General features: G+C 64.5%; 11 protein-coding genes and 1 riboswitch. Of the genes, 6 read left to right on the forward strand and 5 right to left on the reverse strand.

Annotation, left to right across the window (positions count from 1 at the left end; translation table 11 throughout):
* Entirely contained in the window at positions 1-1,740 is a 1,740-nt protein-coding gene (locus PCS43_RS04105; RefSeq protein WP_209911497.1) for a hypothetical protein, read from the forward strand.
* Here PCS43_RS04105 and PCS43_RS04110 read toward each other — a convergent pair.
* Positions 1,687-2,901 carry a glycosyltransferase family 4 protein gene (locus PCS43_RS04110; protein WP_019747129.1) on the reverse strand — a complete coding sequence of 405 codons (1,215 nt, stop codon included), beginning with the start codon at positions 2,899-2,901 and terminating at the stop codon, positions 1,687-1,689. The genes PCS43_RS04105 and PCS43_RS04110 overlap by 54 nt on opposite strands.
* A gap of 173 nt (positions 2,902-3,074) precedes the next feature.
* Between PCS43_RS04110 and PCS43_RS04115 the strand changes: the two genes are divergently transcribed.
* From PCS43_RS04115 to PCS43_RS04135, 5 genes are all read left to right on the forward strand, one after another.
* Entirely contained in the window at positions 3,075-3,845 is a 771-nt protein-coding gene (locus tag PCS43_RS04115) for a class I SAM-dependent methyltransferase (RefSeq protein ID WP_003945692.1), read from the forward strand.
* Between the two features lie 4 nt (positions 3,846-3,849).
* A complete protein-coding gene (locus tag PCS43_RS04120) occupies positions 3,850-4,737 on the forward strand; it encodes an ROK family protein (RefSeq protein ID WP_209911494.1) in 888 nt (295 codons plus the stop codon).
* A gap of 139 nt (positions 4,738-4,876) precedes the next feature.
* Positions 4,877-6,064, forward strand: a complete 1,188-nt coding sequence (locus tag PCS43_RS04125; protein WP_269613246.1) for a phosphotransferase family protein — start codon at positions 4,877-4,879, stop codon at positions 6,062-6,064.
* 1 nt (position 6,065) lies between these two features.
* On the forward strand, positions 6,066-7,235 hold the full coding sequence (locus PCS43_RS04130; protein WP_209911488.1) for a hypothetical protein: 1,170 nt from the start codon (positions 6,066-6,068) through the stop codon (positions 7,233-7,235).
* A gap of 4 nt (positions 7,236-7,239) precedes the next feature.
* Positions 7,240-8,685, forward strand: a complete 1,446-nt coding sequence (locus tag PCS43_RS04135) for an aldehyde dehydrogenase (RefSeq protein WP_003945530.1) — start codon at positions 7,240-7,242, stop codon at positions 8,683-8,685.
* 223 nt (positions 8,686-8,908) lie between these two features.
* Here the strand turns inward: PCS43_RS04135 and PCS43_RS04140 are convergent, their stop codons facing one another.
* The 4 genes from PCS43_RS04140 to PCS43_RS04155 are packed head-to-tail and all read right to left on the reverse strand — an operon-like array spanning position 8,909 to position 12,487.
* Positions 8,909-9,610, reverse strand: a complete 702-nt coding sequence (locus tag PCS43_RS04140; protein ID WP_070162153.1) for a (2Fe-2S) ferredoxin domain-containing protein — start codon at positions 9,608-9,610, stop codon at positions 8,909-8,911.
* Positions 9,607-10,668 (reverse strand): ABC transporter substrate-binding protein, encoded by a 1,062-nt coding sequence (locus PCS43_RS04145; RefSeq protein ID WP_209911485.1) that lies wholly within the window; start codon positions 10,666-10,668, stop codon positions 9,607-9,609. Before PCS43_RS04145 ends, PCS43_RS04140 begins: the two co-directional genes overlap by 4 nt.
* Positions 10,665-11,483, reverse strand: a complete 819-nt coding sequence (locus tag PCS43_RS04150; RefSeq protein ID WP_161120895.1) for an ABC transporter ATP-binding protein — start codon at positions 11,481-11,483, stop codon at positions 10,665-10,667. Before PCS43_RS04150 ends, PCS43_RS04145 begins: the two co-directional genes overlap by 4 nt.
* Positions 11,480-12,487 carry a FecCD family ABC transporter permease gene (locus tag PCS43_RS04155; RefSeq protein ID WP_161120960.1) on the reverse strand — a complete coding sequence of 336 codons (1,008 nt, stop codon included), beginning with the start codon at positions 12,485-12,487 and terminating at the stop codon, positions 11,480-11,482. Before PCS43_RS04155 ends, PCS43_RS04150 begins: the two co-directional genes overlap by 4 nt.
* A 117-nt stretch (positions 12,488-12,604) precedes the next feature.
* Positions 12,605-12,740, reverse strand: a riboswitch (cobalamin riboswitch).
* Positions 12,741-12,750 lie beyond the last annotated feature (10 nt).

The raw sequence follows: 12,750 nt of genomic DNA on the forward strand, positions 1-12,750 counted from the left end.
ATGACAGTGCAAGCCGGATACCGCCGTTACCTGCCTGCGGCGTACAGCCTGGCGCTGGCACTGTTGATCCTCGGACCGCTGCTCGGCCCCGGCTACCTCCTGCTGCGCGACGCCGTCAGCACGCCGCGCTCGTACTTGACCGACTCCGCCCTCGGACTCACCGACGCCGCAGCCCGCGCCGTTCCCCAGGACGCGCTGATCGCAGCGTTGAGCACCGTGATCGACGGCGGACTGGTGGTCAAGTTCATCCTGCTCGTGGCGCTCTGGCTCGCCGGTTGGGGTGCGGCGCGCATGGTCGCCGTCCTGCTGCCGACGGCCGGTCTCGGTCCACAACTGGTCGCGTCGACGGTGATGCTCTGGAACCCCTACGTGGCCGAGCGCCTGTTACAAGGACATTGGAGCCTGATGACCGGTTATGCCGCACTGCCGTGGATCGTGTGTGCCGGAATCGGAGTTCGCCGAGCCACGCCCGGGTCCTGGTGGGCGTTGGCCGCGTCACTGGCATTCGCGGGTCTGACACCTACCGGCGCTCTGCTCGCTCTGACAGCCGCGCTGGTGGTGGTAGCCACCCCCGGAGGCCGAACCTCGGCCATGCGGCGTGTCTGCGGCGCTATCGGGCTGTTCCTCGTCGCCGCCTCGCCGTGGTTGGTCGCCACCTTCGTATCCGGAGCAGCAGGCGACGGTTCCGATCCAGCGGGAGTCGCCGCCTTTGCCGCCCGAGCAGAACCGGGACTCGCGACGCTCGGCAGCCTCGCCGGGCTCGGCGGTCTCTGGAACTCGGCAGCGGTACCGTCCACGCGCACAACACTCTTCGCGTTGGTCGGAACAGTTCTTCTGCTCGTCGTCGTGTTCGCCGGTATGCCCGCTCTGTGGCGCCGACGCCGGAACCCCGTTGCCAGTGGACTCGGCGCGCTGGCCCTGTTCGCGGTGCTCGCTCCGACCCTGGGCGCTACTCCGTGGGGGCTCGACGTCGGCCGATGGTCGGTCGAGGTGTTCACCGGCGCCGGTCTACTGCGTGACGCCCAGAAGTGGGTCGCGCTGGCCGTACCGTTCTACGCACTCGCTGCCGCCGCCGCGGTGATGTGGGCGGGCAATCGGTTCTCCCTTCCCCGCCCGACATTCTCGATCGCCGCCGTCGTGGTGACGATCGTGGCGCTACCGGATCTGGTGTGGGGTGTCGGCGGCGCGTTGAAGCCCGTGCACTATCCCGGGTCCTGGACCGTGGTTGCCGAGCAACTACGAGACGAAACCGGTGACGTTGCAGTGCTTCCCGCCGGGATGTTCCGCGCCTTCCCCTACAGCGGTGATGCGCCGGTACTCGATCCAGCACCACGCTTCCTACCCCTCGACGTGCTGCAGACCGGCCAACTGGTGGTTGCCGGTGGTGCTGTCGGCGGTGAAGGAACCCGGGCCACCCAGGTCGAGGATGTGCTGCTTGCCGGCGGGAGTCCTACGCAGTTGGCCGATCTCGGAGTCGGATGGGTACTGATCGAGCGTGAGACACCAGGCCAGCTCGGCAAGGCGGCAGCGACACTCGCCGGGTTGGAACAGGTCTTTGCCGACAACGATCTCGAGCTCTACCGGGTACCCGGAGATGTTGCCGCGCACGAAGCCTCGACCGGCGCCCGAACGGCCGTCATAGTTGCGCATCTCGCCTGGATACTGATGGGCGTGATCGCGCTGATCTCAGTCGGACTGAACCAGAACCGAATTCGACTCGCGAGGCGCGGCCAGTCCTGAGACCCACCGACCGTCCTTGTGCGCGGTCAGCACCTCGAGCACTCCGGTGCCGGTCTGCTCCCAGGAGAACTCGCCCGACCACACCCGAGCTTTCTCACCGAGCACCGTGCGGAGTTCGTGGTCGCGGAGCAGGGTGCCTGCCGCCTGCGTCAGATCAGCGATGTCGCCGTCGCCGGCGTGCTCACCGCCGACCAACAGCCCGGTCACTCCGTCGACGATCGAATCGGTCAAGCCCTTGGAACTGCGGTAACCGATCGTCGGAACACCGTGCTGCGCAGCCTCGATGACCGCCAGGCCCCACCCTTCCTTCCGCGAAGGCATGAGGTGAATCCACGACTGCGCAAGGAGTTCATGTTTACGAGCCTCGTCGACGTGACCGTAGAACGAGACGGCGTCACCGATTCCCAACTCGGCGGCGCGATCTCGCAGGTTCTGCTCCCACCAACCACCACCGATGACGTCGAGATGGATGTCCGGAAGCGTCGGACGCAGGGCTGCGACGGCCTCGAGTGCGTCCTCGATCTGCTTGTGCGGCACCAGTCGTGAGAGAACCGAGATGGTGGGACGCTCGGCCCTGGTGATCGATCCACCCGCGTCGACGCCGACGGGGAGCCGATCGGCACCGTTACGCACCACGGCAATTCGTTCGCGCTCGACACCGAGGTCCACCAATTCTTCCGCTGAGGGAAGCGACACCGTCAGATACTGACTACGTCGATGGGTGCGCGGTGACAATCGCGATTCGACCCACCAGCCGATCCGGCCGACGAGCTTGCCTGCCACCGGCCATTGTTCACGATGGCAGTGATGGACCAGAAGCGTGACCGGCGCACCCGCCACGGTCTTGGAGAAGAAGGGGATGCCGTTCTGAGTGTCGATCACCGCGTCGGGGCGAATGCCCTTGAGCGATCCGAAACCCAGACGTCCGGCGGCAATGGCGGCCAGAGCGCGGGGGTACACGCTGAAACGTCCACCGGCCCGGCTGATCGTGATGCCGTCTCGAACCTCCGACGCGGGCGCCCCGGGATACGACGCCGTCCGCAGCGTCACCTTGATACCGCGCTCGGCCAACTGGGATCCGACCTGCTCGAGGTAACGCTCGCTTCCACCGCCCTGGGGATGCCCGGTATCGCGCCAGCAGAGCAACAGAACCTCGCGCACGTGCGTTACTCCCTGAGTTGGTCGGTGGCCACCCCGGTTCGGGCGATCCTGCGGGATGCCCCGCCTGACCGGCCGGTAACCCTGCCGAACACCCTAACTGTTCGAGCGTCGGTATTGCCGCGCTCCTGACGGTGTTCGTGGACCGGGTGCCCCAGTGGCTAAAGTTGCTACCCGTGACCAAGCCCGCAGTGACCCGCATTTTCGGCCGACGGGCAACCCTGAAACGCTCGTTCGGCCTGCTCAGCGACTTCCGCCACGAGCAGTCCGCGCCCGACATCTTCTACGGCGCGCTCGCGCGCGACTCCGTCGAATTGATCTCGGACCTGCACGAAGGTCACACCGGACGATCCCTCGACGGTCTCACCGTCCTCGACGTCGGCGGTGGTCCGGGCTATTTCGCGGAGGTCTTTCAAGCCGCAGGTGCCCGCTACATTCCCGTCGAACCCGATCCGTCGGAGATGCATGCTGCGGGTCTGACCGTGGGCGGCGCGGTGCGTGGATCCGGTTTGGCACTGCCGTTCCTGGACTCGTCCGTGGACATCTGCTTCTCCTCCAACGTGGCCGAACACGTCAGCGAGCCCTGGCTGATGGCCGAGGAAATGCTGCGCGTGACCAAGCCCGGCGGCTTGATGGTTCTCTCGTACACCCTGTGGTGGGGTCCGTTCGGCGGCCACGAAACCGGACCGTGGCACGCGCTGGGCGGCGAGTACGCAGCCAAGCGGTACCTCCGCAAGACCGGGCGCGAACCGAAGAACAGATTCGGGGTGTCGTTGTTCAAAGTCGGCGCCACGGACGGCTTACGCTGGGCCCGTGGAACCAGCCAGGGCACGTTGCTCGCCGCGATCCCGCGCTACCACCCGTCGTGGGCGTGGTGGATGGTCCGAGTCCCCGGTCTGCGGGAGTTCCTGGTGAGCAACCTCGTCGTGGTTCTCGAAAAGCGATAGCGACATGCGCCTCGCAGTCGACATCGGTGGTACCAAGATGGCTGCCGGGGTCGTGTCCGAGGACGGCCGCGTTCCCGTGTTCGACAGCGTGCCGACGCCGCAGACCGACCCGTGGAGAGCGTGTGCGGCGCTGCTCGAACGAGTCGCAGACGGCCGAGAGGTCGACGGTGTCGGCATCGCGTGCGCCGGGCCGGTGGACACCGTCGCCGGCGTTGTCGCTCCCATCAACATCACCGAGTGGGCACAGGGATTCGAGCTCGTAGCGGGCGTCCGCAGCGTCTTTCCCGATGCCGGAACCGCCCTCGCCATGGACGGAGCCGCAGCGGCATTGGCGGAGTTCCACCACGGCGCCGGACGCGGAACCCCGAACCTCCTGAGCCTGGTCGTCTCGACGGGAATCGGCGGAGGAATCGTTCTCGGCGGTGAGATTGCTCGGGGTCGCACGGGGAACGCCGGTCACATCGGCCACCTCGTCGTTCCAGGATCTTCCGAACCGTGCAGCTGCGGGGGCGTCGGCTGCCTCGAGACGGTGGCCAGTGGACCGTCCGCGGTGCGATGGGCTCGTAGCCAGGGCTGGTCGGGAAACACCGGCCGTGAACTAGCCGAAAGTGCACGCAGCGGCGACGCGATCGCCGTGGACGCGCTTCACCGTGCAGGCACGGCGCTCGGTGGTGCCATCGCCTCGGCGGCTGCCCTCCTGGACGTGGACCTCGCGGTGATCGGCGGCGGTTTCGCCCAGTCGGGTGCACCGCTGTGGGAACCGATGCTCGACGCGGCTGCCCGACATGCCCGTTTGTCGTTCGTCGCCGGGCTCCGGATCGTTCCCGCCGAGCTGGGTGGCGCCGGAACTCTGACCGGTGCGGGCTTGCTCGCGCTCACCGCCGTTATCTGACACGCGTTCTTCCCCGATAAATCCGCAGGGAGTCCCACTAAACGGGTGCCACCTGTTCCCAATTTCTGTAACGTGTTTTAGTGTTCTGACTCACACCGTTACGGGCATTGCACGTGACGCCTACGGGAAGGAGGTGACCGTGAGCCCAGACGCTTCCTCATCTGACGTTGCCTCGACCGCTTCTTCGACCGATGAAACCGAGCATCACGCCCAGGTCGCCCGACCAAGCGATTCCCTCCGCGACACCGAAGACCTCCGTGAGCGCCTGGAACGGTGGATGGCCGGCAAGGTGCCGAGCGGATCCACTGTGACCGTCGCCGACGTCACCTTGCCCGCAGCCAACGGCATGTCCAGCGAAACCATCCTCTTCGACGCCACCTGGGACGGCGAACATCATCCCTTGGTCGCTCGGGTGGCGCCGACGGAATCGACCATGCCGGTCTTTCCTGCCTACGACCTCGAATCCCAGTTCCGCACCATGGCTCAGGTGCGCGAGCACTCGGCAGTGCCCGTACCCGCGGTGTACTGGTCGGAATCCGACCCGGACGCGTTGGGTGCGCCGTTCTTCGTGATGGAACGCATCTCCGGCGACGTGCCACCGGACGTCATGCCGTACAACTTCGGATCGTGGGTCACCGAAGCGTCCCCCGAGCAGCGAAAGACCCTGCAACGCAGCTCGGTCGACGTCCTGGCTCAGTTGCATGCCATCGACAAAGCTGGTGAGCGTTTCGACTTCCTCCGACTCCCGAATTCGGGAACGACTGCACGAGAAGCATTCACGGCGCACATCGCCGAGCAGCGCGCGTACTACGAGTGGGTGGTCTCCGACGGGATCAGATCACCGCTCATCGAACGTGCCCTCGACTGGATCGAGGAGAACAATCCCGCGGACGATTCTCCGGCCGTGCTCTGTTGGGGCGACTCGCGCATCGGCAACGTCATGTACCAGGACTTCGCGCCGGTAGCCGTACTGGACTGGGAAATGGCAACTCTCGGCCCACGAGAGATGGATCTGGGCTGGATGGCATTCCTGCACAGGTTCTTCGAGGACATCGCCGGACTTGCGAACCTACCCGGCCTTCCCGACTTCCTTCGACTGCCGGATCTCGCGCAGACCTACGCCGAGATCACCGGCCACACCCCACACGATCTGGAGTTCTACGTTACGTACGCTGCACTTCGCCAGGCGGTGATCATGTGGCGAATCCAGGCCCGTGCCATAGCTTTCGGCCAGTCACAGCGACCCGAAGACCCCGACGACATGATCATGCACCGCGCTTCGCTGGCCGCCATGCTGGACGGTACCTACTGGGAGAGGTTGGCCTGACATGCTCTCACCGATGGACGACTACCCCGTTCACCAGATCGCCGAACCGATCCGTCACGTAGCCACCTCGGATCGAAACTTCTACGACCGCTACTACTTCAACTGCTACCCCACGGAATCCCCCGACGTGTTCCTCATCGTCGGACTCGGCCAGTACCCCAACCTAGGTGTCATGGACGCCTTCGCGGTACTGCGCCGCGGTGACGACCACATCGTTGCTCGTATGTCGAAGGCTCTGGGCGCCGACCGCACCGACACCACCGTCGGACCTTTGCGCATCGAAGTGCTCGAAGGACTGCAGAAGCTCCGCGTCGTCCTCGGACCTGGCAGCGAATACGATCTCTCCTTCGACATCACCTTCGACGCCACCATCCCGGCGGCGCTCGAGCCCAAGCACTTTCGCCGTCAACTCGAACGAGTCACGTTCGACACCTCGCGCTTCCTGCAGACCGGAACCTGGACCGGATCGCTCACCGTCGACGGGGAGGAGTTCGCGATCGACCCGAAGACGTGGCGGGGTAACCGCGACCGCTCGTGGGGTGTGCGTCCGGTCGGTGAAGCCGAACCGCAAGGCAGACGCGCCGTCGACGGAATCCAGAACTTCTTCTGGATCTACGCGGTCATGCAGTTCGACGAGTTCACGATCTCGGTGATCATGCAGGAAGACGAGCAGGGCAGGCGCATCGTCGAAGAAGCCATGCGAGTGTGGCCGGACGAAGCCAGGGACAACGAATGGCTCGGCCGACCCGAACACGAACTGACGTTCTGCCCCGACACCCGCGACGTCACCGGGGCGAGAGTCACCTTTCACCGGCCGGGCGGTGAAGTCCTGACCGTCACCTGCGAACTGTTGCTGGCCAACTACATCGGAATCGGCACCGGCTACGGGCTCGAACAGGACTGGCGTCACGGAATGTGGCAGGGCGAACTCGTCGTACAGGGACTGCGCCACAAGGTCCACGAGATCGAACCGTTCCAACGCATGTTCTCCCCCGTCGACAATCTCGCGTCCTTCACTCTCACCGAAGGCACGAACACCAACACCGGCACCGGCCTTTTCGAGGTAGCCGCCATCGGACCGCACGAGAAATACGGATTCACCAGTTTCACCGACACCGCACAGGCAGACGACGCGTATGCCCTCGCGGCGACCGACAACACCGAGGAATGAATTGATGACTGACTACGACAAGCTCTACATCGGTGGAGCATGGGTGGCCCCGGCCACCGACCAGGTACTCGAAGTGTTCTCTCCCGCAACGGAGGAGCGCGTCGGCAGCTGTCCCATCGCAGCACCGGCAGACATCGACGCGGCCGTGTCCGCAGCCCGCGCGGCGTTCGAGGGACCGTGGTCACGCACCACCCCCGCCGAGCGCGGCGCGATCCTCGCCAAGGCCGCCAAGCTGATCGAAGAGCGCAGCGCGGAGATCAACCAGCTCATCTCCAACGAGATGGGCCAGCCGCCCGCCATGGTCGGCATGATGCAGCAGACCCCGTCGATGGCGACGCTGGGCTACTACGCCGAGCTGGCCGACAAGTTCGCGTGGGAAGAGAAGCGCACCGGCGCATTCGGGCAGACCAAGGTGACCCGTGAGCCCGTCGGCGTCGTCGCCGCCGTGCTGGCCTGGAACGTCCCGCTGTTCCTGGCGATCAACAAGCTGGCCCCCGCGCTGCTCGCCGGCTGCACCGTACTGCTCAAGCCCGCACCCGAATCCCCTCTCTCCGTCCACGTGATCGCCGAGATCTTCACCGAGGCAGGCGTTCCCGAAGGCGTCATCTCCGTGCTCCCCGGCGGAGCCGAGACCGGCGAATACCTGGTCTCTCACGCGGGCATCGACAAGATCACGTTCACCGGATCCAGTGCCGTCGGCCGCAAGATCGGTGCCATCGCCGCACAGAACCTCAAGCGCTGCTCCCTCGAACTGGGTGGCAAGTCCGCCGCGATCATCCTCGAGGACGCCGACATCGCCGCCGGAATGCCGATGCTCGTCATGTCCGGCCTGATGAACACCGGTCAGGCCTGTGTCGCTCAGACCCGAATCCTCGCTCCCCGTTCGCGTTACGACGAGGTCATCGAGGGAATGAAGACCGCCGCAGGCTTCATGACCGTCGGCGATCCGTCCGATCCCGCAGCACAACTCGGCCCGCTGATCTCCGAGAAGCAGCGCGAGCGCGTCGAGGGTTACATCGCCAAGGGTAAGGAAGAAGGCGCGCGCGTCGTACTCGGTGGTGGACGCCCCGCCGGCCTGGACAAGGGCTGGTACGTCGAGCCGACGATCTTCGCCGACGTGGACAACTCGATGACCATCGCACGCGAGGAGATCTTCGGACCCGTTCTCTCGGTGATCCCGTACGACTCCGAGGACGAGGCCATCAAGATCGCCAACGATTCGGATTACGGCCTCGCCGGATCGGTGTGGACCACCGACATCGATCACGGACTCGAAGTTGCCGCGCAGATCCGCACGGGTACCTACGCGATCAACTGGTACGCCTTCGATCCCGGATCGCCGTTCGGTGGTTACAAGAACTCCGGTATCGGGCGCGAGAACGGACCTGAGGGCCTCGAAGCCTTCTGCGAGACCAAGTCCGTACTCATGCCGCCCGGCTACGTGGGCTGACCCACCCGGGAGCGTCGAAAACGAATCAGTCATCTCACAAAGGACATTCATATGCTCACCAACGCCATCAACGCTTTCCTCGCACTCTGGGGCAGCGCCTCCGTCGGCAGCAGTGGATACCAGATCCCGCCGGGAACCCTTCCCTTCGGTTCCTGAGACAGGACAACAGAACCCGCTGAGCGCACTTCGCGCTCAGCGGGTTCTCTGTTTCGCCGACCTATATCTACCGATCCAGAACGTGATCCACCAATCGATCCTCATGACCGGAGACCAAGGCCTCGGCATCACCGGCGTCCACGTGCCCGAACCAGGTACCGCCGGGGTTCGCGATCACCAACGGCCCCAGGTTGCACGGGCTCAGACAACCGGTTCCGGTCACCTTCGACGAGGTACCTTTGGCCGCCGCGCTCATCGCCCGGTGCAACGGTCCTGCTCCGTACGCCATACAGCGAGGGCCCTTGCACACCAACAGATGCCTATCGTGCTGCTCGATCACGGACCACGCCGGACTGCGATACGACGCCGGACTCGCGGTGATCGGCTTTCCCGCCGAGTCGAGTTCGTCGATCACCTGCCCGGCCACCGCACCTTCGAGCGTTTCCGATTCGTGGAGCGTCACTTCCAGTTCGGCGTCGATTCGGGTTTCGCGCCAGTTCGCAACCGCCTTGCTTGTCCACGTGAGCAGGTACCGATCCCTCGGCACCGCAACTGGAATCAACACGACCTTGTCGACGTCATCGACATGGGCTCGATCGAGTTCCTCGTGAAGGCTCGGCGAGGAGACATCGAGGTACGCAACGCGAACGTCGGCGTCGGTGCCGGCCCGAACAGCGTCGAGCATCCGTCGTGCAGCCGACTCGTCCAGGCCGCTGACAGTCGGCCGTAAGACGACAATCACCCGACGCGAGCACCGGTTGTTGCTCATGCCGACGGCGCGGTTGTCCAGTCGATGCTGCTCGACGGAGCAAGCCCGAACTCTTCGATCTTCGCGCGCAACTGTTCCGCGCCGTAGATATTGGGGAACCCACTGGTGAACATGGCGAGCGGGAGTACGACGAAACGGTTCTGCTTGACTGCGTCGAGGTCACGCAGGCCTTCTCGGCTCTTGATCGCGTCGATCTTGCCCTGTACTTCGTCGGCACTCTTCTTGTAGTCCATGATCACGATGATGTCGGGTTCTGACTTCGCGACGGTCTCCCAGCTCGCTTTGAACCAGGTGTTGTCGACGTCGGCGAACACATTGGTTCCCCCGGCGACGTCGATGATTCCGTTGGGGGCTCCGTTGCCTCCGCTGGTGTACAGATCTTCTTCACCGCTGTCGTAGATCAGCACCTTCGGCTTGTCGGCGGCATCTGGCGCGGACTCCAGACGTGCCAAACGTGAATTCAATTCGGTCAATGCCTCGGCGGCGGTGTCCTCGGTTCCGAACAGCTTTCCGTAATTGGTCACGTCCGCACGAAGGGCATCCCACGGACCCATCGTGCCGAGCGCGGAATCCGCTGCGGCACTCTGCCGACAACTATCGGAGATCACATATGCATCGATGTTGTTGCTCTGCAGCGATTCCGGCGTCACACCGGAGGCGCCCTTGAACAAGCCACTGTAGGAGCCGACCACCAGGTCCGCCTGCTTACCCAGAATCGTCTCCATCGTGATCGTTCCGTCCAGGTGTGGGACGTCCGCAATTCCAGGGCCGAACATCGACTCCATGACCGCGTCGTTGTTCGTGTTCAACACGACGGCAGCGAGACGATCCAAACCGCCGACTCGAAGAATGGTGCCGATATTGGCCGCATTGCTTGTCGCAACGACGTTCTCGATCGGAAGCTGGAAAGTGCTTTCGGTCCCGCAGTTCTCCAATGTCACCGAAGTCTTGTCTGCAGCTTCGTCCACCGGTGCAGTTGCCGAGCAGCCGGCAACTGTCAACAACGCTGTCGCGGCTACAACCGCACCGAACGACGCGCGGGTCTTGACCTGTATCAAAGTGCACTCTCCGAAAATGATTGTTGTGGTTGAGAATTTCGTGATTCGAATACGAGGTGTGAACGGCCTGTCGCGGGGTTCACGAGTTCGAAAGTCTCGACGCCGAAAACAGTTGCCACCACCGAGGTGGTGAGTACGTCGGATGGATGTCCGAACGCCCTGGCCACTCCATCCGCGAGCACGAGCACCCGATCGCACACTGCCGCAGCCAAATCGAGGTCGTGCAGTGCCATGATCACCGTCCGGTCCAACGACCGGACCAGATCGAGCAGTTCGAGTTGATGCCGGATGTCGAGATGATTGGTCGGCTCGTCGAGGATGAGCACACCGGCATCCTGCGCGAGACCTCGGGCGAGAAACACCCGCCGACGCTCACCGCCGGAAAGCGTGTCCATCGAAGAGAACCGGTGCTCGATCATTCCGACCTCGCCCAGAGCACGATCGACGACGGCATTCTCGTGCTTTCCACCGACGCTCCAGGGCTTTGCATGTGGCGTGCGGCCCAGACTCACGTACTCGTGAACCAACAAATCGGCGGGGCTCTGCTCTTCCTGCGCCACAAAGGAAATGGCTTTGGCCCTCGACCGCGCGGACATCGCGTGCACGGACTCGCCGCCGACACGAATGTCACCGCCGGCGATCGGCCCGAGACCGGCGAGAGCACGCAAGAACGTCGACTTGCCCGAGCCGTTCGGACCAACCACGCCGACCACTGCGCCGGCGTCGGCCGCGATGTCGACGCCTTTGACGATGGTTCGACGGTCGATGCGGACAACTGCTCCGGACGCGGTCAGCGCCAGGGCTCGGGCGCTCACGAACTGCCACCGAATCGGTAGCGCCGACGGCCGAGAAGCAGGAGAAACAGCGGTGCACCGATCACCCCGGTCACCACGCTCAGCGGGATCTCGGTCGGCCGCAACGAGGTCCGCGCCACGACGTCGACCCACACCAGGAACGACGCGCCGATCAGCGCTGCCGCCGGCAACACCACTCGATGTCTGGCTCCGACAAGCATGCGTGTGACGTGCGGTATGACCAAGCCTACGAAGGCAATCGCGCCGGACACCGCAACCATCGTGCCGACCAACGCTGCCAGCACGCCGAACAGCACGTTTCGCAGGGTTAGGACGGGAATACCGAGCGAAGCCGCGACGTCCGGTCCGGCCGCCAGCGCGTCCAGCCAACCGTGCAGCGCGAACACCGCTGCCGTGAGCAGGAACACAACGATGACCGGCGCCCACAACTTGTCCCAGGATGCCCCGGCCAAACTTCCCAGGAGCCAGAACAATACGGACTGCGCGGCCTGGGAATCATTGGTACGCAGCACCAGAAAACTCGCGATCGCCGACAAGGCGGATGCGGTAACGGTGCCGGTCAGAACCAATCGCAGTGGAGTGATACCGCCTTGCAGCGTCGCGATGGTGAAGACGAGAATCGCAGCTCCCAGCGCCCCGATCATCGCGCCGAAACTGAGCGCCCACACTCCCGCGCCGGCGAACAGTCCGGTGGTGATGACGGCGGTGGCACCGACACTCGCGCCGGACGACACTCCCAGCAGGTGGGGATCGGCGAGAGCGTTACGGACGAGGGTTTGCACCACCGCGCCGGCGACGGCAAGACCAGCGCCGACGGCCAGACCGAGCAGTACCCGAGGTGCTCTGATCCCCCACACAATCGCAAGTTCGGAACGCGTGACGGGTGGGCCTCCGAAGCGCGAGTGCACCACGTCCACCACAGTGGACACGGGGAGCATCTCGGATCCGAATGCCAACGCGCACACAGCAGAGAGCACGGTGACGACCAGCAGAGCGGGCAGCACGATACCCGGACTGAGCCGTCCTCGAGGCGCACCAGCCTTCGGCGAAGGCAGGTGGGTAGGTGGAGACAGAGCTCCGCCAACAGCATTCATGGTGTGACCGATCCATCCTCGTGGCATGACACAACGTCAACGAGGGTGGTATCTGGCTACGGTCGACGCAGGGACGACCTCACAGTGGCGGGACCGCGCCGGAATTGCACCGACTTCCCATTACCTCGATGATGACGTCAGAACCATAACGGACTGTGGTCACCATTCCGCAC

Origin of the sequence: Rhodococcus sp. C-2 (genome assembly GCF_027854095.1) — a bacterium.
Taxonomy (GTDB): Bacteria; Actinomycetota; Actinomycetes; order Mycobacteriales; family Mycobacteriaceae; genus Rhodococcus_F; species Rhodococcus_F qingshengii.

Coding starts and splice junctions, on each gene's coding strand:
- PCS43_RS04105 (WP_209911497.1), top strand. CDS start 1: ATGACAGTGCAAGCCGGATACCGCCGTTACCTGCCTGCGGCGTACAGC.
- PCS43_RS04140 (WP_070162153.1), bottom strand. CDS start 9,610: ATGAGCAACAACCGGTGCTCGCGTCGGGTGATTGTCGTCTTACGGCCG.
- PCS43_RS04135 (WP_003945530.1), top strand. CDS start 7,240: ATGACTGACTACGACAAGCTCTACATCGGTGGAGCATGGGTGGCCCCG.
- PCS43_RS04130 (WP_209911488.1), top strand. CDS start 6,066: ATGCTCTCACCGATGGACGACTACCCCGTTCACCAGATCGCCGAACCG.
- PCS43_RS04120 (WP_209911494.1), top strand. CDS start 3,850: ATGCGCCTCGCAGTCGACATCGGTGGTACCAAGATGGCTGCCGGGGTC.